At 49.1% G+C, this 21,582-nt stretch carries 22 protein-coding genes; 7 read left to right on the forward strand and 15 right to left on the reverse strand.

The annotated features are described in order from the left end of the window. Positions 1 to 447: 447 nt before the first annotated feature. Both S2091_RS21640 and S2091_RS21645 read right to left on the reverse strand, forming a co-directional pair. Positions 448 to 1,176, reverse strand: a complete 729-nt coding sequence (locus S2091_RS21640; RefSeq protein WP_105534057.1) for a cytochrome c biogenesis CcdA family protein — start codon at positions 1,174 to 1,176, stop codon at positions 448 to 450. Positions 1,177 to 1,178: 2 nt separating this feature from the next. Further along, entirely contained in the window at positions 1,179 to 1,559 is a 381-nt protein-coding gene (locus S2091_RS21645) for a thioredoxin family protein (RefSeq protein ID WP_105534058.1), read from the reverse strand. A 317-nt stretch (positions 1,560 to 1,876) separates the two neighbouring features. Here S2091_RS21645 and S2091_RS21650 point away from each other — a divergent pair, with 317 nt between their 5' ends. After that, positions 1,877 to 2,326 (forward strand): Lrp/AsnC family transcriptional regulator, encoded by a 450-nt coding sequence (locus S2091_RS21650; protein WP_105534059.1) that lies wholly within the window; start codon positions 1,877 to 1,879, stop codon positions 2,324 to 2,326. Between the two features lie 44 nt (positions 2,327 to 2,370). Here S2091_RS21650 and S2091_RS21655 read toward each other — a convergent pair whose 3' ends face one another. The 13 genes from S2091_RS21655 to S2091_RS21715 form a co-directional block, all read right to left on the reverse strand. Continuing rightward, complete coding sequence (locus tag S2091_RS21655; RefSeq protein ID WP_105534060.1) at positions 2,371 to 3,279, reverse strand: EamA family transporter; 909 nt, start codon at positions 3,277 to 3,279, stop codon at positions 2,371 to 2,373. Between the two features lie 89 nt (positions 3,280 to 3,368). After that, on the reverse strand, positions 3,369 to 4,853 hold the full coding sequence (locus S2091_RS21660) for an aldehyde dehydrogenase family protein (RefSeq protein ID WP_105534061.1): 1,485 nt from the start codon (positions 4,851 to 4,853) through the stop codon (positions 3,369 to 3,371). A 10-nt stretch (positions 4,854 to 4,863) separates the two neighbouring features. Then, positions 4,864 to 5,754, reverse strand: a complete 891-nt coding sequence (locus tag S2091_RS21665; RefSeq protein WP_105534062.1) for an aldose epimerase family protein — start codon at positions 5,752 to 5,754, stop codon at positions 4,864 to 4,866. A gap of 2 nt (positions 5,755 to 5,756) precedes the next feature. After that, on the reverse strand, positions 5,757 to 6,947 hold the full coding sequence (locus S2091_RS21670) for a saccharopine dehydrogenase family protein (protein ID WP_105534063.1): 1,191 nt from the start codon (positions 6,945 to 6,947) through the stop codon (positions 5,757 to 5,759). A 44-nt stretch (positions 6,948 to 6,991) separates the two neighbouring features. Next, positions 6,992 to 8,518 (reverse strand): aldehyde dehydrogenase family protein, encoded by a 1,527-nt coding sequence (locus S2091_RS21675; RefSeq protein WP_105534095.1) that lies wholly within the window; start codon positions 8,516 to 8,518, stop codon positions 6,992 to 6,994. A 20-nt stretch (positions 8,519 to 8,538) separates the two neighbouring features. Continuing rightward, a complete protein-coding gene (locus S2091_RS21680; RefSeq protein WP_105534064.1) occupies positions 8,539 to 9,537 on the reverse strand; it encodes an aminoglycoside phosphotransferase family protein in 999 nt (332 codons plus the stop codon). A 13-nt stretch (positions 9,538 to 9,550) separates the two neighbouring features. Next, complete coding sequence (locus tag S2091_RS21685) at positions 9,551 to 9,895, reverse strand: cupin domain-containing protein (RefSeq protein ID WP_105534065.1); 345 nt, start codon at positions 9,893 to 9,895, stop codon at positions 9,551 to 9,553. A 47-nt stretch (positions 9,896 to 9,942) separates the two neighbouring features. Beyond that, entirely contained in the window at positions 9,943 to 10,314 is a 372-nt protein-coding gene (locus tag S2091_RS21690; RefSeq protein WP_105534066.1) for a cupin domain-containing protein, read from the reverse strand. Further along, entirely contained in the window at positions 10,307 to 11,605 is a 1,299-nt protein-coding gene (locus S2091_RS21695) for a glycosyltransferase (protein ID WP_105534067.1), read from the reverse strand. The genes S2091_RS21690 and S2091_RS21695 overlap by 8 nt, the downstream gene beginning before the upstream one ends. 329 nt (positions 11,606 to 11,934) lie before the next feature. Continuing rightward, the gene (locus S2091_RS21700) at positions 11,935 to 13,488 is read right to left on the reverse strand and encodes a flavin monoamine oxidase family protein (protein WP_105534068.1); all 1,554 of its coding nucleotides are present in this window, start codon (positions 13,486 to 13,488) and stop codon (positions 11,935 to 11,937) included. Positions 13,489 to 13,934: 446 nt separating this feature from the next. Then, positions 13,935 to 14,768 carry a hydrolase 1, exosortase A system-associated gene (locus S2091_RS21705; protein ID WP_243405525.1) on the reverse strand — a complete coding sequence of 278 codons (834 nt, stop codon included), beginning with the start codon at positions 14,766 to 14,768 and terminating at the stop codon, positions 13,935 to 13,937. Beyond that, complete coding sequence (locus S2091_RS21710; RefSeq protein WP_105534070.1) at positions 14,765 to 15,613, reverse strand: hydrolase 2, exosortase A system-associated; 849 nt, start codon at positions 15,611 to 15,613, stop codon at positions 14,765 to 14,767. Before S2091_RS21710 ends, S2091_RS21705 begins: the two co-directional genes overlap by 4 nt. A 12-nt stretch (positions 15,614 to 15,625) precedes the next feature. Then, entirely contained in the window at positions 15,626 to 15,871 is a 246-nt protein-coding gene (locus tag S2091_RS21715; RefSeq protein WP_105534071.1) for an acyl carrier protein, read from the reverse strand. A gap of 527 nt (positions 15,872 to 16,398) precedes the next feature. On the opposite strand from S2091_RS21715, the gene S2091_RS21725 reads away from it, so the two are divergent. The 6 genes from S2091_RS21725 to S2091_RS21750 all read left to right on the forward strand — a co-directional run bounded on the left by S2091_RS21725 (position 16,399) and on the right by S2091_RS21750 (position 21,453). Further along, the gene (locus S2091_RS21725; protein WP_105534073.1) at positions 16,399 to 16,980 is read left to right on the forward strand and encodes a hypothetical protein; all 582 of its coding nucleotides are present in this window, start codon (positions 16,399 to 16,401) and stop codon (positions 16,978 to 16,980) included. A gap of 29 nt (positions 16,981 to 17,009) precedes the next feature. Then, positions 17,010 to 17,282, forward strand: coding sequence for an HPr-rel-A system PqqD family peptide chaperone (locus S2091_RS21730; RefSeq protein WP_105534074.1), 273 nt, complete (start codon positions 17,010 to 17,012; stop codon positions 17,280 to 17,282). Positions 17,283 to 17,324: 42 nt separating this feature from the next. Next, positions 17,325 to 18,194, forward strand: a complete 870-nt coding sequence (locus tag S2091_RS21735) for an HprK-related kinase A (RefSeq protein WP_279338281.1) — start codon at positions 17,325 to 17,327, stop codon at positions 18,192 to 18,194. After that, positions 18,191 to 19,273, forward strand: a complete 1,083-nt coding sequence (locus S2091_RS21740; protein ID WP_207769782.1) for a nucleotidyltransferase domain-containing protein — start codon at positions 18,191 to 18,193, stop codon at positions 19,271 to 19,273. Before S2091_RS21735 ends, S2091_RS21740 begins: the two co-directional genes overlap by 4 nt. A gap of 267 nt (positions 19,274 to 19,540) precedes the next feature. Next, positions 19,541 to 20,431, forward strand: coding sequence for a transglycosylase SLT domain-containing protein (locus S2091_RS21745; protein WP_105534076.1), 891 nt, complete (start codon positions 19,541 to 19,543; stop codon positions 20,429 to 20,431). Between the two features lie 212 nt (positions 20,432 to 20,643). After that, positions 20,644 to 21,453: a PEP-CTERM/exosortase system-associated acyltransferase gene (locus S2091_RS21750; RefSeq protein ID WP_105534077.1), complete on the forward strand. Its 810-nt coding sequence runs from the start codon at positions 20,644 to 20,646 to the stop codon at positions 21,451 to 21,453. Positions 21,454 to 21,582: the final 129 nt, after the last annotated feature.

Genomic DNA, 21,582 nt, shown 5'->3' on the forward strand with positions numbered 1-21,582 from the left:
CTCTTCGGTCACATAATCATCCAGCACCTCCGGCAGCAGCGTGCTTTGGGTGCGGTGCTCTCCTTGGATAAATCGCTTCATCAACGCTCCTTAACGTGGATTCGACTTTTTATATAACGCTTGAGAGATATTTCTGTTTACCTCGTTGACAGATTTTTTGAATTATTTTTTATTGCTTTTTAGGGTGCGTTTTTACACAGCCTCTGCCGAAAAGAGCTATTCACCCTAAAGCCATGAACGTCTCCGAACCTACACATTGGAGCCACAAACAAGTTAAAGACAGTAAATCAAAAATTGAAATTTGGCAACATTATTGTTGGTAAAGACCAAATGACACACAATCCACTTTAAATGTGAATCACTGGCATTTTTCAAATGCCAAACGGTGGCTTTCTTGGTGCTGATTTGTAATAGCCGTAAGTATGAGCAGAGCATTGACAATTCAAGCTAAATTGACGTTGTGAATGTCGTTAACCATTCTGGCGAGTTAGTAAGCAAGAATGCCTCAAGTTGCTTATCTAATCCACCCAGCACCAGTATTCCTAATGTGAGCAGTAGTAAGCCAAGTGCATTTTTCCCTATCTTTCCTGCACCAATCAAATTGCCCTTGATGCGTTGAATCACTCGGCGTGACATCAGACTTAATGCAAGTAAAGGTAGGCATGCGCCCAAGCTGAACAGCAACATGACCAGAGTCATTTGAAGAGGATTTTCTCCCTGGCTGGCAAGCGTAATTGCCGCGCCCAATGTCGGCCCGACGCACGGGCTCCAGACCAGTCCGAGTGTGAGTCCAAGTGCTAGCTGCCCTAACCATCCTTCATGCGGAATGCGTTGCGTCCATGTCTGTCCTGCATTACCCAAACCTTGCGTGAGTCGGGCAAATTGCTGCTGCAACCTCTCGGAAAGCAGCACGATGGACAGAATAATCAACACCACAGCGGCAGTGTTGCGGAAGTGCTCTGGGTTAAGGCCGATCGAGGCCCCAACGGTGGCAAGCAATACACCCATTGCGGTAAATGCTGTGGCCAGACCAGCCGTCAGGGCAAGCGGGCCGAAACGATGACTACTCTGCGCACCGGCCAGCAGAATAGGCAGAATCGGTAATACGCAGGGTGAAAGTGTCGATAATATGCCCGCGCCACCTGCGAGCCCTAAGCTGGCTAGTCCGATGCTCATGGTTATAGTGCCTTAAGCATCATTGCTTCAATTGAATCTGCATGAATGTCAAAAGCGTTTTGAGAGATTACTTTGCCGCCTTTGATCATGATGATCGTGCTTTGAATCGGTACATGCCAGGTCTTGAGAAAATCTTGATGGGTATCGAAATCAACGTCGACGACATTCAATGTCTGAAAGCGTGGATCTTTCAACAGCGTGTTGACGACTTCGTCCTGTCTTTTGCAATAAGGGCACCAAGGTGCTGAAACAAGAACCATGATTGGTTTGCCTTCATTTTTCAACGCATCAAAGGTTGCTGCATCGTAGGGTTTTCCAGCGGCTAGTGCAGCGCCACAGAAAATGACTGAAAAAATCATTGCGGTAATAAAGCGGATAAACATCGTTATCTCCAATTAAATAAAACCATGAAACACAGGGATGCAAAAACGCGCACTCTTGGTGGCGTTACGCTAGGAATGCTGATTGTTAGGTTGAGTGAGGTTAGTTATTGTGAGTGGCAGTTCCTTTCCTGTTGACGCCCATAAGGCGTTATTTATAAAGCGAATCACTTTGCATGAGTCCTGAAATAATTTAATTCCTTACACATAAATTTAAATATTTTCGGATTCATTTATTAGCGTGGAAATACTAGCAGGAATGCCAATTCTTTTTCATCGTAAATATAGGGTAAAATAGGTTTTTTACGGAGAAAATCGCTGTGATAGATAAGATAGACAGAGAAATAATCGAATTTTTAAGAAAAGACGCTCGAATTAGTTATAAAGATTTGGGCGAAAAAGTATTCTTAAGTGCTAATGCCGTTGCTGAACGGATGCGCCGTTTGGAGCAGTCTTTGGTCATTCAGGGTTATCAGGTCAAAGTGAACCTGCAGGCGTTGGAATTGCCGTTGATTGCAATTATTGACGTCAAATTAGCTCTGGGAATTACTGCGCTCGAATTTGAAACTAGATTGCAGCGCGTAACAGGGATTATCGAAGCGATATTACTTACTGGCTCCTTCGACTATATGTTGCGCGTGGCTTGTCACGATCAGGATGATTTAGTGCGCCTGACGGAAGAATTGCGGGCAAAGTGCGGAGTGCAAGACTCTCATACCAGATTGTTACTTCGTTCCATGAATCTGGAAAATCGGCTTGCGCACCGCTGATGGGCTTTGTGCTTACTTGCGCTTACTTGCACTGTACCTATCTTTTAGCTACGCTGCTTCCACATCAAAAGTATGACGCCGATGAGAACGACGGCAACCGCCACCCATTCAAAGCTGGTGACTAATTCTCCACCTAACACGGTTCCAAGAACCAGCGCGACGATAGGATTAACGTAGGTATAGCTTGACGCAAGCGTGGGCGAGGTGCGTTCTAACAGCAGCATATACGCGGTATAGCCGACTAACGAACCGGCCACCATTAAGTAACTCCAGCTTGCCAGCGCCATTGGCTCAGGCGGCCAAACGGGCACTTCGCCTACCGCAAATGAAACGAGCAGCAGCATCACACCACCAATCAGCATCTGGCTGGCGTGGCCCATAAAGCCGGGCGCTATTTTTAACGAAATGCCGCCCGGCAGTCCATACACCGCCCAGACGCTACCGATTGACCATGTTACGCAAGCGATGAACATGAATAGTAATCCGCTGGTTGACGCGCTAAAACCACTACCCTGAGTGAGTAAAAAAATACCGATTAACCCGACGACAATACCAATTCCGCGCCGCATGCCAGGGCGTGCTCCATACGGCCATTCCGCCAGGGCGACCATTGATGGCACGACTGCGCTAAAGGCGACCACCAAACCTGATCCGACTCGGGTTTCGGCTAGTGCGGTAAACCCATAACCACCTAGTAACAGCAGTGCTCCCAAAATGCTCCCACCCACCCACTGGCTAGGTTCGGGCCAGTTAGCGCCGCGCCATTTGGCAAACATGGCCAGTAAAATACCGGCGACGATAAATTGTGTACCCATCTGGTAAAACGGTGGAAAACTAACTAGCGCCCACTTGATTGCCAGATACATCGAACCCCAGATAAACCAGGTTGCAACGAGACATAAGAGAACAAGCGGAGAAAGGCGCGTGGTGCTGAGTTGGGTTGTGGAGTTCATGGATTGGAATCAGGTTAATGTGCGTGTTGATCAATTAATCAGTCTGTCCGGCTGACTGGGTTTGTGCTCTTTTTAATCTGCTTGTTAATTTACTTTTTGAGATACCAGCCCCAAGGTTGGCTTGAGTCAAAGCGAGTGATTTGCTTGGTTTCCAGATAGTTCTCAAATCCCCAGCGCCCTAATTCACGTCCGATACCGGATTGCTTAAATCCGCCCCACGGCGCCTCGACAAAAGTCGGCTGCGAGCAATTAATCCAGACGATGCCTGCGCGCAGTTTTTGGGCTACGCGATCACAGCGCGCAAGGTCGGTTGACATGACTGCGGCAGCCAGACCATAGCGGCTGTTGTTGGCGATAGTGACGGCTTCTTCCTCCGTGTCAAAAGGCATCACGCAGAGCACCGGGCCGAACACTTCTTCATTCCAGATCCAGCTATTTGTGCCCATATCAGCAAGGATGGTGGGCGCTAGAAAATAACCTGAATGATTGTTGGCAGGCGGAGTTGATCCACCAGTTATTAGTGTTGCGCCGTCAGCAAGAGCGCGATCAATTGCGGCGCACACTTTTTGGTGATGTTCGCGTGAAATCAATGGACCCAGTTGTACCTTTTCGTGCATGCCGTTGCCGATTACTATCCGTTTTGCTTCGCTAGTCAGGCGTGCTAATAACTGCGGATAAAGTGTGCGCTCAATCAGCACGCGGGATGTGGCGGAGCAGACTTGCCCCTGATTCCAGAAAATACCGAACAGTATCCATTCAAGTGCCTTGTCAATATCGCTGTCGCCAAAGACGATGAGCGGGGATTTTCCGCCTAGCTCAAGACTGACGCGTTTGATATCTTGCGCTGCTGCCTGCATCACGACGGAGCCGATTGCCCGGCTGCCGGTAAAGGCCAGCTTGTCGATGGCCGGATGTGAAATCAATGCCTGTCCGGCGACGGATCCGAAGCCGGTAATAATATTCAACACGCCCGCTGGCAGCCCGGCTTGCTGTGTGATGTCGGCTAGCGCCAACGCGGTGAGCGAGGTCAGCTCTGACGGTTTGAGTACTACCGTACATCCTGCGGCAAGTGCCGGTGCTACTTTCCATGCGGCCATTAACAACGGATAGTTCCACGGAATAATCGCGCCGACAACACCAACCGGATCGCGCACTACCTGCGAGTTAAATCGTGCATCCGGCAGGGCAGGCAGCTCTGGTTCACGACGTTCTTCCTGTTCTGCCATGTCAGCATAAAAAGTGAAACAGGCTGCGGCGTCGCTGATGTCCCAACGTGCTTCTGGGAGTGGTTTGCCGTTGTCGCGCACTTCAAGTTCCGCTAATTTATCTAGTTGATCCAGAATAGCCGCGCTAATTTTGTGCAATACCTGTGCGCGTGCGCTGCCGCTCATGCGCGGCCATGGCCCACTGTCAAACGCTGTTTTTGCGGCATGCACCGCGTCGGCAACATCGTCACTATCTGCGGCGGCGATGGTTGCGAACACCGTGTCGGTCGCCGGATTGATTACATCGATGTGTCTGCCGCGACGAGCCGGTTGCCATGTGCCGTTGATGAACAGTTGTTCTTGATTCATGGAGTGGTTTTTAGATTGAGGTGGGTTGAAAGTGGGCAGTCGCCGTCATGCTGGCTCCAGGCTCGAGCAACACGAAACCGGTTTCAGCGCCATCTATGTTCTGGACATGGATGGCGTTAGTGGTATGTGTTACTGGTTCGACGCAGCAGTAATCTGCATTGTGCGGAGCGTTTATGCATAAGAAGCGATAAGGTGAGTCTGCCGTCATGCGTAAACTGCCATGCTGCCCAGATATCGTGCACCTGCCATTCCATTGCTCGAAGACGTTATCCAACCCAGTTTGTAGTTCCAGTCCTTCTGCCAACATTTGTACGGCAGGGTGGTTGGGGTCTGCCGCATAAGGCAGGCCCAACTCTGACATTAAATGCATGGCCTTAACTTGCGTTTGCACACGCAAGCCTTTACTCCAGGGGAAGAACGTGTGGAGCCCGATACCGGCGGGCATTGGACTGGTATCTTTGTTGCGTAGTGTTACCGTAATCGACAGTCTTTCTGGGTTTAATTCAATGGTTTGTTGAGCGTGGTAGCGCCACGGCCACGCGCCGCCATGATTGTGGTGTGACAGTGTTGCGCGCTGCCGGTGCAAAGTTTGTGTCAACTCATCTACTGTCCACGCCGTAGTCCAGCCCTGACCTAGCAATGATCGATTGAAGCCAAAGCCGCTAGGCGGCAGCATGACATGGCGGTCGCCGAACATGAAATCGTCTTTTTCTAGCCAGCTGAAAAATGGCACCATCACAAAGGAGGCGCTGTCCAGCGGGCCTCGTCCATGATCCGACCACGGTCGCATCCAATCTACATTGCCGTTGCTGCCCTGCGTACGAAAATAAGTCAATGCGCCGCCTAATGTGGGCGCGAGCCCGACTGATAGCGTTCCACAATGTAGGTGAAGTATCTGCATGATCAGTTTTCAACGACAAGGCGAATAGAAAAATGGCGTCGCTCTAACTCGCGGAAGTAGCTTGGGATATCAAAATAAGACTCCGGCGCAAACACCCCAGCGCGTTGCGGCGTTGACAGGATGAGCTGCGCTGCAATCGAAGCGTTCATTGATGTACAGGCATCAACGTAGGATGCATACATTGGATTCGGTTTGACGATAACTTCACAACGCACTGTGCATGCCTTGCCGTTTTTGCGGCCGCGCCCAATCGCAAGATGAATTTCATGGCTATCTTGAGCAGGAATATGTTCTGCATTTTTTGCGATATTACGATTGATGAGCGCACTAAGAAAGTCAACTGGTTTGATCGCTACGCCGTCAACTAACAAGGGCTCTTCAAAGTCGTTGAATCCGGCTTTCACCAGCCCAACCCAGGCCTCATGTTCGCGATGCGGCAGGTGAAGTTTCCAGGTAAATTCACGAATCCCTTTTTCTTTAATGCCTTCGGCTAAAGGCACTGTTAGCTGTTCGGAATGCGGTGAATACATAAACTCGCAATGCCCCCACGGTTCCGGCAGTGTCATGAATTCACGACCTTGCTGGGGCGCACACTGAACATGTTTCCCATCCAGGAATTGGGTGCTTGGATGTGCATATTCAGCCAGTACGGTTGATACGCTGTACGGTGGGCACAATACCGGATTTTCTGCGCCGACCAGCTCTGCGGCCCAGTACAGGTTAATGCTGTCGATGGTATCCAGTTCGTTGGCGACTGCGCGGCAGATCACATTCGACATGCCCGGATCAGCTCCCACGCCGATTACCGCCGTGACACCTGCGGCGGCAAAGCGTGCATGCTCGGCGAGTTGCTTGACGGTATACGTTCCCAGTCCGCCCAGATCAATATAGCTAACGCGCGCGGCCAGCGCGGCTTCAAAAATCGCCATTTGGTGACCGGCCAGAGTGGGCACAGAATTGATGCACAACTGCATGCCATCTAACGCGGCAGCTATCTCAGCCGGGTTGGTGACATCGAGTTGACGCAAGTCGATACGCGGGTCGTTTAATTCGGCTTTAAGTTTGTTCATCCGCTCTAGTGAGCTATCGCAAATCCGCACGCAGCGGATATCAATAATGGCGCGTTCGGAAAGCAGATCGCGAACAATGCCTGCGCCCATCAAGCCTGCGCCTCCAAGTATGACTATTTTCATAAATATTCCGATGTAGTAAGTAAGAGATTGAAGAGAGTGAAAAATTAGTTATGGGTACGGCCGCCAGCATCATGAAACCAGCTATCCGGGTAGGGGTACCACCAGTCTTGCAACGCCGGTTTGTGATTCAGAATGACCATTTTCGAGCGGCGGAATGCATCTAAACCCTGACGCGATAATTCACGTCCGAGGCCGGATAACTTCCAGCCGCCGAAGGGCAGGGCGTCGTTGTCGATCAGCGGATTATTAATCCAGACCATGCCCGCTTCAATCCTTTCTGCAGCTTCCATCGCTTCTTCCAGACTGGTCGTAAAAATGGAAGCGCCCAGACCAAATGCGCTGTCGTTAGCCAGTGTGATGGCTTCGTTAAAATCTGCTACGCGGCAGATGCTGGCAACCGGGCCAAAGCATTCTTCGCGCATGATGTCCATGTCGTGAGTCACGTTAATTAAAATAGTCGGTTCATAAAACCAGCCGCGTTCTTGGGAGGGTGGGATGCGGCCGCCGGTGACGATTACCGCTCCTTGCGCGACGGCTGCATCAACAAGGCGCATTACTTTGTTGCGCGCCGCCTCGCTCACCAGCGGGCCGATTTCACTGCGCTGCAAACCATGCCCGATGCGTAGCTTTAATGTGCAATTGACGAAGGCGGCGACGAAGGCGTCGAACACTGAATCCACAACGTAAATCCGTTCGGTTGAGGTGCACACTTGGCCGGACATATGAAATGCGGCCGTGGTAGCGCCCGCTGCGGCGATGTCGATCGGCGCATGACTGGAAATAATCATCGGATCACTTCCACCGGCTTCGATCACTGCCGGTTTCATTAATGTGGCGGCAGCAGCGGCAACCGCTTTGGCTGCGGCGACTGAGCCGGTGAAGGCTACGGCGTGGGTACGTTCGGATGCAATCAATGCTTCGGCCACGGCGGCACCGCCGGGCAAGCAATTCACAAGGCCATTGGGAAAGTTTGCAGGTAAGTTTGTAAAGCAGCGCATGAATTCGAGCGTGCATAAGGTGGTAGCCGGTGCCGGTTTGATGATGCATCCGTTACCGCTGGCGAGCGATGCGGCTACCGTCCAGCACATTAATAAAATCGGGAAATTGAACGGCATGATGTGGACGCTGACGCCGAGCGGCTCGTACCTTGCATATTGAAAAGAGCCGGTTTGGGTGGTGCCAGCGACCTTGCCCGCATCGTCACGTGCCAGTTCGGCGTAGTAGCGAAAAATCGGTGCACAGTTAGCTAGCTCTCCAATTGCTTCGGGGTAGGGTTTGCCCATTTCGCGTGTCATCAATTCGGCGCAGTAACGCAGGTCTGCTGTTTCAATCGCATTGGCGAGCGCGTGCAATGTTTTGGCGCGGCTCTTGGCATCGAGCTGTTTCCAATCCCGTTGCGCTGCGGTTGCCGAAGTAAGTACTGCGTCGATTTCTTCAGGGCGACTCTCGGCAAATACGCCAACCGTGTTGCCATTGGCAGGGTCGCGCACGGTATTGACCAAACCTTGAGCAGGAATGAACCTGGGGTTGATAAAGTAGCTGGGCGTTTCGATTGAAAATAGGGAGTTCATAGCTTGCTTCATAGTTAAATTCATGCGGATTGTTTTATTGGTAGCCCGACAATTTCCCAGTGCGGAAAATGTTGGTCAAGCAGGTTGGTAATTGCCTGCAAGTTCGCTTGTTCGAGCGCTTGTCGCAGCAGCCGAACAACACGTGGTTGATGGCGCAGATATTGATATTTGCCATCGCGCCGCGCCAGACGTTCAAATATGCCCGCTACCTTGGTGTGGCGCTGAGCAGCTAGCAGCCAATAATCGGATAAGAATTGTGGGTGATTAATCTCAGGCATGGCGTTCAAATAGCGCGTGATCAGATGTTGTTCCAGCCCGTCAGATAAATCACGTCGCGCATCCTGGCACAACGACATCAAGTCGTAAGCGCGGGAACCGATTAGCGCGTCTTGGAAGTCGAGCAAACCACAGGCAGCGGTTCCAATTCGTTCAGGAATAATCATCAGGTTGTCAACGTGGTAGTCGCGCAGCACCAAGGCATCGCGTCGCTGTGCCACATCGCTTAATGCCTCCTGCCATCGTTGAATAAATTGCTGGCCGAACTTGGTTGCGCCTTGTTTTAATTCTGGTAGATACCAATGTAAAAAAAGCTCAACTTCGCTAATTAATGCGGCCATGTCGTAAGTTGGTAGTTCATGCGGCACATGTTGTGCGCTATGCAGTGTTACCAGCGCATCGACGGCCAGTTCGTATAACGTGGTTTCGTCGTGCCCATTCGCTAATGCACTGGTGTAGGTTTGCGTGCCGAAATCGTCGATCAGTGTTAGCCCTGTCGCAGAGTTGCTGCGCAAAACGCGTGGCGCGGAAAGGCCGATGTTGTTGAGGTAGTGACTGATAAGGATGTAGGCAGACAGGTCGGGCGAATCCGGTTCCATGTCCATTAATAATTGCGCGGGCTGGGCATTCGGTAGTCTGAAATAGCAGCGTGATGACGCATCCGCCGCCAGCGCGATGCAAGGGGAGGGTGCAATGCCAGCGGCGCTAATAAAACGCCGACGTTCGAGATCGCGGATGCTCATTCTTATTTTCTCCTCAACGTATCATGTAAACTTTGGTGACCGTCTCATGTACGGTGCAAACGCCTTTCCAGTCCTGTGGAAAGAAGGCGGCAGTGTCAGGAGTGATCTCAATAATTTCGCCACTCTCATGCACATAGGTGCAACGACCCGCCAGAAAATGACAAAATTCATCACGCGTCACGTGGCAGATCCATTTGCCCGGTGTGCAGCGCCAGATGCCGCATTCAGACTGGCCGTCCGGCCCTTTGTGTAATAGCTTGCCTGATGTGTGCGATGTGCCTTCGAGCATGGTTGGAATCACGCCCCATGCAATTAATTCGGTTTGCGCTAAGGGATTTCTGAGGTAAGGGGTAACCATTGTGATGCTCCGGATTTATTATTAAGTTGATGAGTCAGGATCGCTGTTCAAAGCAAAATGTAGGAATTGCGGATGGTTTCGTGCACAGTGCATTCGCCTTGCCAGCCTGCGGTGAACATGACCAACGTGCTAGCCATTACCTCAATTACTTCGCCGTTCAGATGTGCATAGGTGGCGCGCCCAGCGACGAAGTAACAGAGTTCATCGCGTGGAATGGAAAGGTGCCAGCGACCCGGTGTGCAGACCCACAAGCCGACTTCGGGTTGGTTGTCTGGTCCTTTATGAATGAGGCGACCGCTTGAATGCGATTCAGCTTTAAATTCGTCTTCAATGGAGTTGGGTTGACGACCCCAATTGAGTAAGTCGGTACGCGTCGATACATCGACTAAATGTGGCGCAGAGCTTTGAAATTCAGACATAGCAGATGTACTCCTTTGATAGAAGTTCATCGAGTAATCTTGCTGCCTTGGCCGGCCCGTTCTGTGCCTGCATATGCCGACTGGTAGCGGCTAATTTGGTTTGAATTACGGGTGAATACAGACACATTTCCATCTGACTAATCAGCGCAGTTTCGGTCCAGTCATGGCGATTAAGTTTAAATCCGTGCCCGGTTTCTTCGACACGTGTGGCGTTGTCGTGACCGTCCCAGACAAACGGCATGATGATGGCCGGTTTGCCGAAAAACAGACATTCTGTGAATGAATTATTTCCACCGTGATGTATCACCAGATCGACCAATGGGATGACTGATGGCTGCGGGAACCAGCTATCAACGATGACATTCGGCGGTAACTCGGTGTATTGATCCTTATAGGCACCGACATTAACCAATACCCGGTATGGCATGGTTGCTAGCGCAGCAATCAGGCGCTTAAGCAGCGCGACATCGCCAGCGCCAAGGCTGCCAAACGACACATAAATTAATGGTGCTTCATTGTGTGCGCTAAAGTGCGGCACAACATAGGGCTTTTCTTGGCGGACGCATCCCTCAAGATACTCAAATTGAGGCGATAGCAACGGATGAGCGCGTTTGAATTTTACCGGCTCAGGGTAAAGCAATAGGTTCAAATAAGGCGAGGTCTCGAAGAACTGTCCCAGAGGATACGGTGCTTCGCCTGCGCTAGCCAGAAACGCGTTGAAGTCATCGTGCAAGGGGCGGATCACCTCATTAAATCGGGCCCGAAAACGCGCATGTGCTGCGCTGTCTTGCATGGCGCAGCCGGAAAGATGGGGCGGTATTGCGGGGTCTTCGATCTCGTTTTCAGAGCAGGAAATGATGCGTACCCAAGGCGTGCCATATTGTTTTATCGCTGGGAATAAAATTACGTTATCTACGCAAATTAAATCAGGGCGTATTTTATCCAGCACGCGCGGCAGGTCTTCTTGTGCGAACTTTGCGCTGTCCACAATGGCAGCCCAGCAGTCCTTCACATAATTATCAATTTGATCGAAAGGCGACTTGCTAAAGTTGGGAATGTGCCCATTGATGAAACTCTCCCAGAATTTTGCCATTTCTTCTGCGGCCATCGGCGCAGACAAATTGACCGGATGTGCTTCAAATCCGTATTCCTGATACAGCGCAACGAAGCCGGGATCGGAAAGGAAAACTACTTTGTGCCCCAATTGCGCAACTGCCTGCGCTATGCCAATTGAATTGAGTGCCGGACCGTATGCGGCTTCAGGGAAAAATGCAATTTTGCTGGGCTGCATTACTATTTTCTCCAATCTATGATTATTGTCATCAGTGTTTGTGTAGCTTGTTATTTTTTAACTTGATAGTAATTTCTGGTAAATTTGTTTGTACTAATATTTAAAATAATACACATAATTTAATTGATTGTTGTGAATAATCACTATTAATTGGGATTATTGTCTGATTTTCGATGTATTTTAATTTATTTATTAAGTTTAATTATGTATTTAAATACCGTTTAAATTTAGATGTTCTTGCATTGATGGGTGGGCTGGCGGGAGGAGGGCGAGATTTGCCTGGCACGTTTGTGTCAGGCGAATCCCGGTTCCTTTGTGTGGGGGGGGGATTAGATTTGCGCGGCTACTTCGGCTGCGGCTCGTTCGCCGGAAAGTACGGCGCTTTGCATTGTGGAGTCGTAGATGACGGTATGTTCGCCGGCGAAGTGAATATTGCCTTCCTGTGCGGCTTCGTATCCCGCGAACAGGGTCATTTGGCCGACTCTGTAGTAGTGATAAGTGCCGCGCTGCCAAGGACTAAGTGCCCAGCGGCTTTCGTAGGATTTTCCTGAGTAGGCGGCGGTAGTGCCTGGGTAGACATTTTCGATCTGTGCGAGAAACCAGTTGATATCGGCGCTTGGTGTTGCTCCGCGTACGGCGCCGGTTAAGCTGGAGTCTGCTGGAAAAGTAACCATTAATGCCGGGTGACCTTTTGGTCCTAATGGGACTGATTCATCCCAGGCAGTCTGGTAGCCGGAGGGGCCGGTGTTGGTTACGCCGTTGTAGTTCAGTGCGGGCCAGGTCTTGGTTGAGAATTGCGAGGTTATCTTCGATCCTTGTCCCATTCCCTGTTGATTGATTGCCGTCAATTTTAGGGTGGATAGTCCGGCACCGGTCAGGTTGACTAAGCGTAAGGTGCTGAATGGCAATGCAAGCACGACGTGATCGGCGGTGACATTGCTGCTATTGCCGTTGTTGTTGAATGTGCAGTTATAGCTGCCGTCATTGTTTTTGCATAGTGCGGTGAGTTGATACCCTTGCTTGATCGAATTTGCCGGTAACTGGCTGATCATGCCGCTGATAATTTGGTCATTTCCGCCCTTGATGTGAAGTGCTTCATCGAAGCCGCCGCCGTCGAAGGTTTGGTCATTGCCCAGCCATTGGATCATGCTCAATGCTGAGCTGTCTGCGGCGGTACCTCCGCCGCCAACTTGAATGGTTTGAATGAGTTGGCCTAAGCGCGAATTCGGATCAAGTCCGATCTCTGTCAGGTAGTCCAGGCAAGACATATTGTCTAGCCGGAATGCTTCGGGTGTGTAGTTGTTGTAACTGCTTGTTGGTCCGGTCAGTGCATAGGACGCCTTAAAGGCGGGCCAGGCCAGATTGTTCCAGTCATTCTGTTGCGCGTTTTCGCTATAGGTGCTGTTGTTGACCCAGGCAACAAACTGGCCTTTGGGGAGTGCTCCGCCGTTGACGGTTTCGGTTTGAAGTCCGAGTGATTGAGCCAGGGCGAGAATGTTGCTGTCGGTCGTGCTAATGAAGGTCCCGCCTTGTTCGGCAATTAATCCATTATCAAAAAATCCCCTTAATGACCAGCAGCGACCGCCAAGGTGGCTGGTGTCGGCGTCGTAAATGGTTGATGCGATAGGTTTGGTGCGATTCCATAGGCTGTGAGCGCAGCGCAGTCCGGCTAATCCTGCGCCGACAATGACGATGCGTGGTGCAGTGTTTGCTTTGGCTGCGTTTGATGAGTTGCTCCAGCCGACGGCGAGTGTCACTGCCGCAGCGGCGCCGGTACGAAGTACTTGTCGGCGGGAGATTCCTTTGGTTTCGCTGGGCGTGTCTACTGGATTTGTGCTGGTATTTTCTGTTGCGTGCTGTGGTGATTTGGGATTTTTTTTCATCTTTTGCTCCGTTTAATTTTAATTGGTCGATTGTGTAATCGAAGATCAAAGGCTGGGATTGCAATGAATGGAAAGCTAGAGGGTGTTACGCGAATCAGCGGTGCTGACTGGTTATTGCTGTCGATCTGGTGTGGTGTAAGTCATCATTATGATTCGCAATTAATTGTACTATTAAATTAAATAAGACAAAGTAAACGTTGTAAAAAGCAAGAAATATATGGTTTTATGCGGTTTTATTGGGATTGTTTTAAATAATATTAATAAGTTTACAGTTCATTTTTAGTAATAAATACCGTTTAGTTTATTTTTATGGTCAATTGTAGACGCGTACAAATTCATCGTTATTTAATGAAAAACGACATGCCTATGGCGAATTTGTAGGAGGGATTTACGCTATGTTGTTCTGGGGAGGTAGATATTTTGCTGCTCTAATTGAATGGATTAATTCAATTTTCCATAAGCCAGGCAGCGGTCCAACCTGCAACCTGATCTCGCCATGCGCGACGCGAAAATGTGTGGTCGGCTGCAGCGAGTTCATGCTGGCATACCTGCGGTTGCTTCAAGAATTTTTTCCATTGCGGGGATGTGCTACTAACCTCGGTAAATTCCTTTGCAGTCAGGTCTTGACCACTCAAGATCAGTAAGACACGGCCATTAAAATTCTGCAACCCGGCCAGCATGCGTTCCGGAAGCTCAAGCTGCGCTGTCTCTTTTTGATGTGCCGGTTTCAGTTGCTGAAATAGCGAAGTAGCGGCGTGTAGGACATTAAATTTTCCACCGAAAACCTTCTTCCAAAAATCAGCTTGCAGCAATCGTTTTGGGTAGTAATGTTTTAGGTAGGCTTTGGCTAGTCCCTGTTCTGTCCTGATCCATGGATTTAGCATGACGATGCCGCTAATGCGCGGGTCGTGCTGGGCGTAAAGTGCTGCTGCTGTTGCGCCGTCGCATAAACCCCACAAAACAATGCTCTGTATGCTGGGCGCTATCGCACAGAAATAATCTAGCGCAGCACTCAAGTCGGCATCGATATTGTCGAAGTTTATTGGCTCGCCAGTGCTGTCGCCCATACCGCGATAATCGAAGCGCATTACCGGGATGCCGCGTGCAGCAAGTTGACGCGCCAGCAGTGTAAATTGCCGATGGCTACCCGCGCGATATTGAGGGCCGCCTACAATGATTAATACGCCGGATTGTCCTGCCTGTTCCGGTTGGCTAAGTACTCCCACCAATTGCTGACTTTGGCAAGTAAAGCTGAGTGCCATTTCTTCATAGTGCATCATTCGGCTCCAGCAAAAATGGCGCAACTGGCATTTAGCCATTCGGGTGCAATGATGGTTTCCTGAGCGAGCCAAAAGGCTGAACCGGATAGCCGATGTACTTGTAGGGAATTGCCCAATTGCCGCCATGTGTCGGCGATTAACTGACGTGCCGGGGCAAGTTCATTTTGTGCGTTATTGCTTATTTCCAGCCAGTGCAATTGACCTGCTGGTAGAAGCCAGTCTTGTGCGTTCAGGCTATCTATCTGTTTTGCCAAATCTGCTGCTATTTCATAGCCGGCTATTTCTATCGTCTCACCCGCTTCCAGCATGGCGCGTATCTGTTTAGTGCCGCTGACGGATTGTTCTTTGCCGCTGACCATTTCATTGGCGAGCAGCAGGCGGAAAAACTGTGTCATAAACTGTTCGCCGCTAAACACGGGTTGCCAGAGCATGAGTTTATTTATCTGCTCACGTCGCTCGCGCACAACATCCATCGCAAGCAATGCGCCCAATCGATCACCCCAAAGATTTAATGACTTACTGTGTTTTTGTTGCAGCCAATTTAGTCCAGCGACAATGTCTGATTTCCAGATATCCCAACGTGCGTCGGCAAAATCGCCGCTGCTATCGCCGCAACCGTACAGATCAATTTGTAGTACGCCGTAGCCCAGCCCTGCAAGTGCGCGGGCTTGCATTGCAGCCATGCGCCGGCACTTGTTCATTTCTTCCGCAAAGGCATGCACATGCACAATGCTGCCAAGATCTGCGTCAATCTTGTTGAGTGTGGGCGCATGATATAAGCAAAAGCGCTGACCAATCGGAGTGGGTAAGAAGAAGGCTTGAATGGGTGGGGGCGACGCGCTCATTTGAGGCCGGGTTCAGAGCTTGCTATCGACAAAGGCGGCCAGGCTGCCTAGTGTGGCGAAAGTGTTGCCGCTGATTTCATCATCTTCAACGGTGATGCCAAAATGTTCTTCGATTGCAACGATTACATTGATGACGGCCATCGAGTCGAGCTCGGCCAAGCTGCCAAGCAGCATGGAGTCTGCTTGCAGTTTTTGTGCTTGGGCGCCGAGATGAAGGGTTTCGGTCAGGATGTTTTTTAAGGCAATAATTGAACTCATGCACTACCTATGTTGTACGTTTAGCTTAGCTGCTGGCGCTTAAATCGTTTTATCTGGTGCTATTGATCGACTATTGCTTTTTTATGTTGAAGGCTATTTGGCAAGTGATTAATATAATACCTGAACTGATGCTACGCGGCATTTTTTCAATTTCCTAGTGGGAGTATTTGTTGGTTGTGGTGCAAATATTTTCCCGATATGGTGAAGCGTGGAAATATTTGCTTGACTGAGAATGCGCTGTAAATGTAATGTGCACTGGTATTGGGCTGAATGTATTTACCGTATTTTTTATCAGTTAAAGACTGTCGATATTTTTTACGCTTTTTAGTGAAATTGTTGAGTTTATGATCCGCGCTCATAAAATATTCTCTAAGTTGTTGATAAAAAAGGAAATTTATTTTGCGTTGCTGAGTGGAACGTATCTTGCTTTGAATTGCTATAACATACGTGCAATACGATAGGATATCTAATTAGGATCTCTATTTGGGATTCATCGTGTAAAAATGGTATGCAGGACGGAGAGCGTCATGACGATTGAACAGACCCCGCAAGACGAAGATAAACCTCAACCTCAAAAATCAGAAATAACTGATTTTGCGGGAGAGTCACGCCGGCGCTTTACCAAAGCAGGGTTGGCAGCCTCGGGCGTGTTAATGACATTGGCGAGCCGTTCCTTGTTAGCTTGCCATGAAATTTCACCATCCGGATTTAGTTCTGTTAATCAGAGTACCCACGGAACACCGCCAGCTAGCCGCTGTCGCCGTCCTTATTACTGGGCAGGTGATTGCAGTTGGCCAATAGATAAAACAACTAAATTTAGCAGTGTATTCCGCTCCTGTACTAAAGGATCTCCGTACTATAACTACACCTGTGCAGATGTGTTGGCAGGAAAATGCACGACTGACACCAATAGTTATGATTGTGTTGGTCAGTATTTAGTTGCCGCTTATCTGAATGCTTGTATGGGATGGTCGAGCAACTTTTTAACAACCTCACAATGCCTCGAAATGGGTAATGAATGGTTACAGACGAAGGTATATCATCCGACTGCAATCGTTTCTTGGAACTGCAATAAAATCGTCACCTACCTGCAGAACGTACAGGCCTAGTCTCTATAAGTTGAGGATTCTTGATAAGAATGAAATGGCGAACCGTTACCACTACTGCCAATAACTTACGAATTTGGGGGGATGAGTATGTTGTCTATAACCCTCAGTCTGGAAGCACCCATCTGCTAGGTTTGGCTGCTGGCCAAATTCTTCAAAAACTGGAAATTTCACCGTTGGATGTCAGTAGCCTGGCATCGTTACTTGGTGCTGAATGGCAGCAAGAGGCGGAGCCTGATTTTGTGCAATCCGTGCAAAATTTATTGACTGACTTGCAAGCGCTAGCCTTAATTGAGTGCGCCTGATTGAAACTTTCCTCGCTTACTCCTTCGGAGCTGATTCGGCAATTGCGTCAGGGATTATTCCTGCAAACGGGCGCATTTGTGGTCCACATAAAAACCCGTATTCCAGCGGTTGCACATGGCTTGGGGCTGCTGTATGCCGATTATTCCCTGGCTAGTAATGAGTTTGCCGATTTTCATGTGACATTAGCGCCACCGCGTAATCTTCGTCGCTGGTTGCGGTCGCAGGTTCTGTTTCAGTTTGAAGGAAAGTTACCGTTTAAACCCTTACCCTATAGTCAAGCCTTCCCGATGCTGGAATGGGGGTTAAATTGGTGCGTCTCTAACCATGCACATACCTACCTCATGATTCATGCTGCCGTAGTGGAAAAGGGCGGGCGAGCCGCCATTTTGCCAGCACCTCCCGGTTCCGGGAAAAGCACTTTGTGCGCAGCCTTGATAAATCGGGGCTGGCGCTTGTTGTCGGATGAACTGACCCTAATACGCTTGAATGATGGCTTGATTGAGTCATTTCCACGCCCCGTCAGTTTGAAAAATGGTTCCATAGAAGTCATCAAACGTTATGTCCCTTCTGCCATATTTAGTCCTGTCGTGAAAGATACGATCAAAGGCACAGTCGCCCACATGAAACCCTCTACTGACAGTGTGCAGCGTGGGCAAGAACCCGCTCGCGCTGCATGGATCATCTTTCCTAAATTTACTGTAGGTGCGGAAACCCGTCTCGAAGAGATTCCTTCTGCACGCGCCTTCATGCGCGTCGCAGACAATTCATTCAATTATGGGCTGCTGGGGCAACAAGGCTTTCAAGCATTGGCCCAACTCATCGATCATAGTCAGGCCTTCGACTTTAGCTATAGCGAGCTTGATGAGGCAATGCAGGTATTTGATAATTTAACCTTAACAAAGCAAGCATGAGGCCAAACGGTTTGATACTTGCCGCGTTGCGTGACCCTGCCTCGTTGCCTGATTGGAATCTGCACGAATGGGATTTACTCTTGCGTCAACTCAGGCATGCCAATCTGACTGCCAGCTTGCATGCGCAATTACTTGCGCTTGGTCTGTTGTCGCGCATTCCAGCACAACCACGTCGGCATCTTGATTGGTCGGCTAAGTTGGCTAGCAGGCATACACAATCAGTGTTGTGGGAAGTTGAGTTTATCCGCCAGGCAATGAGCGAGGCCGGAGTGCCATTGATATTGCTGAAGGGTGCCGCTTATGTCATGGCTGCGCTACCGCACTCACGCGGGAGAATATTTTCGGATATCGACATTATTGTGCCGAAGGAAAATTTGGATCTTGTTGAGTCAACGCTGATGTTATATGGCTGGAATGCTACACATCATGATGGTTATGATCAGCGCTATTACCGCACCTGGATGCACGAACTGCCACCAATGCAACATCTGACGCGTGCCACCGCCATTGACGTGCATCACGCTATTTTGCCGGTAACGGCTCGGCTACATCCTGATTCGACAAAATTATTGGCAGCGGCAGTGCCGGCTAATGGAGATTTAACAACCTTGGTGTTTGCACCGATCGACATGGTTTTGCACAGTGCTGTGCATTTGTTTCATGACGGCGAATATGATCAAGGTTTGCGTGATTTGGTCGACATTCATTCCTTGTTGGTGCATTTCTCTGCAGAGCCCGGATTTTGGACCAGTCTTACTACGCGTGCGCAAGAGTTGGAGCTTGTCCGCCCACTGTTTTATGCGTTGCGTTATGCCGCACGTTTATTGCATACGCCAATACCGTTGCAGGTAATGCAGGCGGCCGATTCGGGGCGGCCTAACTCAGTATTGCTTGCGTTGATGGACAGTTTGTTTGAGCGTGCGCTAATGCCAAAACATGCCAGTTGCAATGATCGCTACACCGGTGTTGCGCGTTTTGCATTGTACTTGCGCGCCAATTGGCTGCGTATGCCACTCTTGTTGCTGACACGCCATCTTTTGCATAAAGCTATTTTATCGCCCAGAAAAAAAGAAGAGTAATGTCAGTGTCGAATTTCAGTTGTATTGCTTGACATCATTCTTTAAAAAAACAGAAAAATAGTTGAAATTTTTCGTCAAAATTTGTCTGTCTGATACTTGCGCTGACTTTAGAACCTGTACCATATCTTAACTGTGGGCAAGTGATGTCCGGCGGCACTAAAAGTCGATGCATGAATTCAGGCCGAATATCACAGGCTGAATTTCAGCATTGTTAAAAATCATTTTCGAGCTAATGTTAATGAAAGGGCGCAAGTCCTTGGATTGCATATGGCAAGTTTAAAATACGTTTGTTTGTTGGTTTATTGCTCTACTTTTGCAATTGGTAGCTCGGCATTTGCTGGTCATGTTGAATTGCTGTTGAGTACTGATGACAACATTCCTACAGAAGCGATGGTATTAACGAAGCTGGCGCGACAATATGAAAACGCCGAAGGCATCCCAAGAGATTATGCCTTTGCACTAGAGCTATATTGCCAAGCTGCAAAATTAGGTTATGCCGATGCGCAGTACGCGTTGGGCTGGATGTATGCAAATGGACGCGGGGTGGCACGCGACGATGACGTTGCGGCACTCTTGTTCCACACGGCAGCACAGCAAGGGCATGTACAGGCCAAGACGATGACACACTACGTCAGGTCTGGAACGATCAAATTACCAGCATGTAAGTCGGAGGAGATTTCAAAGGTTGTGGAGCAGCAGGCCGTATTGCTGGAGAAACAATTTCCGCGTGGTCAAGTCTTCGATCTGGTGGAAAAACTATCCCCGCTTTATCGCATCGATCCGAATTTAGTATTAGCTATTATTTCTGTGGAATCAGGTTTTAATGCACATGCTGTGTCGCCAAAAAATGCACAAGGTTTAATGCAGTTGTTGCCTGAAACGGCGCAACGTTTTGGCGTGAAAGATTCGTTCAATATTGAGCAAAATTTAAAGGGCGGCATTGCCTATCTGCAATGGCTGTTAGCGTACTTTAAAGGGAATGTTGTATTGGTTGCTGCTGCTTATAACGCAGGCGAAAAGGCAGTTGAAAAATATCGTGGTGTCCCGCCTTACCCGGAAACGGTGGACTACGTAAAACGAATCACCGGTTTGTACCCCAAACCTAGTCATCCTTTTCAGCGCCATATTGTAGAAGCATCAGCGGTAGTAATGCGATAGCACTCAACGAAGTTGAAAGATATGGTTGGAAGATACGATTGGAAAATATGCAGAGCGTTTGTAACGACGGGCCGCTTAGGCGGTGGATCAACTTAGGGAATGCCGTTGGACGTGCTTTTCATTTTTGACTAGGCTGATGTTTTAGTCTTTTTTGAGTAAATGAAGGAAAGACTGTGCGTAATATGGCGGCTTGAGTGAATAGGAAAATCAAAATGTTGATTGAGATATTACTCGGTAAGAGGGACTTGCTTATTCCTTACTTCATGTTCAACAAAGTACTCAGAGGCAATATGGAGTCAACCGTATTGCAGGAGATCTATAAACTCCGATATGAGGTTTATTGTCTTGAATGTAAATATTTAACGGCGGACGATTTCCAGGAAGAAATGGAAACGGATAACTACGATGAAAGCTCAACACATTTTGCGGCATATAACTTAGATCAATCCATTGTAGGTACGGTCAGGCTGGTTCAGCCGCACGATGAGCAGGAATATCCATTCGAGAGTCATTGCGGTGTATTTGATGGATTTGAGTTTCCTGATCGTAAGATGTGTGGCGAAATATCACGCTTGGTAGTGCGCAAAACCTACCGCCGTCGCCGGGGCGATTCGATGGAAGGGGTATCCAAAGATTTTGTTGAAGAGGGTAGTGTTGCGAGCATAAAGCCAAATCCGGAAAGCCATCAGCGTAGCACCAACAGTCCTTTGCTATTGCTGGGTATGTATAGAGAAATGTACCGGCACAGCCGTCAAAACAATATCCGTTACTGGTATGCCGCAATGGAGCGATCCTTGGCGCGGTCACTGGAGAAAATGGGGTTCAAGTTTATTCCTATCGGACCGCAAACTGACTATTACGGACAAGTTACGCCGCATATAGTTGACCTTGAGGAACTGAATGTCAGACTAAGGCGCGAGAACCGATTTTTAGCGGCATGGTTCAACGACGAACCTATTCCTATTTGGATCATGGTAAAGACGTTGGTTGGAAGTATGAAGAGTCAAGCCAAGAAGAAATAAGTTTATGTAGAAAAAATTAATTTGAGGTGAGTTGACGCGTTATTGTTTAGAACTCTCTTCACTGCTATGGATGAGTGCGTCCCAACATCTTTTCGATGATCAACCATGAATGCTATTTTAGCGAAACTG

Source organism: Solimicrobium silvestre, assembly GCF_002976435.1.
Lineage (GTDB): Bacteria > Pseudomonadota > Gammaproteobacteria > Burkholderiales > Burkholderiaceae_D > Solimicrobium > Solimicrobium silvestre.

Excerpts from the sequence above, each read along its gene's own strand:
- S2091_RS21640 (WP_105534057.1), bottom strand. The coding sequence starts at position 1,176 with ATGAGCATCGGACTAGCCAGCTTAGGGCTCGCAGGTGGCGCGGGCATA.
- S2091_RS21645 (WP_105534058.1), bottom strand. The coding sequence starts at position 1,559 with ATGTTTATCCGCTTTATTACCGCAATGATTTTTTCAGTCATTTTCTGT.
- S2091_RS21655 (WP_105534060.1), bottom strand. The coding sequence starts at position 3,279 with ATGAACTCCACAACCCAACTCAGCACCACGCGCCTTTCTCCGCTTGTT.
- S2091_RS21660 (WP_105534061.1), bottom strand. The coding sequence starts at position 4,853 with ATGAATCAAGAACAACTGTTCATCAACGGCACATGGCAACCGGCTCGT.
- S2091_RS21665 (WP_105534062.1), bottom strand. The coding sequence starts at position 5,754 with ATGCAGATACTTCACCTACATTGTGGAACGCTATCAGTCGGGCTCGCG.
- S2091_RS21670 (WP_105534063.1), bottom strand. The coding sequence starts at position 6,947 with ATGAAAATAGTCATACTTGGAGGCGCAGGCTTGATGGGCGCAGGCATT.
- S2091_RS21675 (WP_105534095.1), bottom strand. The coding sequence starts at position 8,518 with ATGAACTCCCTATTTTCAATCGAAACGCCCAGCTACTTTATCAACCCC.
- S2091_RS21680 (WP_105534064.1), bottom strand. The coding sequence starts at position 9,537 with ATGAGCATCCGCGATCTCGAACGTCGGCGTTTTATTAGCGCCGCTGGC.
- S2091_RS21685 (WP_105534065.1), bottom strand. The coding sequence starts at position 9,895 with ATGGTTACCCCTTACCTCAGAAATCCCTTAGCGCAAACCGAATTAATT.
- S2091_RS21690 (WP_105534066.1), bottom strand. The coding sequence starts at position 10,314 with ATGTCTGAATTTCAAAGCTCTGCGCCACATTTAGTCGATGTATCGACG.
- S2091_RS21695 (WP_105534067.1), bottom strand. The coding sequence starts at position 11,605 with ATGCAGCCCAGCAAAATTGCATTTTTCCCTGAAGCCGCATACGGTCCG.
- S2091_RS21700 (WP_105534068.1), bottom strand. The coding sequence starts at position 13,488 with ATGAAAAAAAATCCCAAATCACCACAGCACGCAACAGAAAATACCAGC.
- S2091_RS21705 (WP_243405525.1), bottom strand. The coding sequence starts at position 14,768 with ATGATGCACTATGAAGAAATGGCACTCAGCTTTACTTGCCAAAGTCAG.
- S2091_RS21710 (WP_105534070.1), bottom strand. The coding sequence starts at position 15,613 with ATGAGCGCGTCGCCCCCACCCATTCAAGCCTTCTTCTTACCCACTCCG.
- S2091_RS21715 (WP_105534071.1), bottom strand. The coding sequence starts at position 15,871 with ATGAGTTCAATTATTGCCTTAAAAAACATCCTGACCGAAACCCTTCAT.
- S2091_RS21725 (WP_105534073.1), top strand. The coding sequence starts at position 16,399 with ATGACGATTGAACAGACCCCGCAAGACGAAGATAAACCTCAACCTCAA.
- S2091_RS21730 (WP_105534074.1), top strand. The coding sequence starts at position 17,010 with ATGAAATGGCGAACCGTTACCACTACTGCCAATAACTTACGAATTTGG.
- S2091_RS21740 (WP_207769782.1), top strand. The coding sequence starts at position 18,191 with ATGAGGCCAAACGGTTTGATACTTGCCGCGTTGCGTGACCCTGCCTCG.
- S2091_RS21745 (WP_105534076.1), top strand. The coding sequence starts at position 19,541 with ATGGCAAGTTTAAAATACGTTTGTTTGTTGGTTTATTGCTCTACTTTT.
- S2091_RS21750 (WP_105534077.1), top strand. The coding sequence starts at position 20,644 with ATGTTGATTGAGATATTACTCGGTAAGAGGGACTTGCTTATTCCTTAC.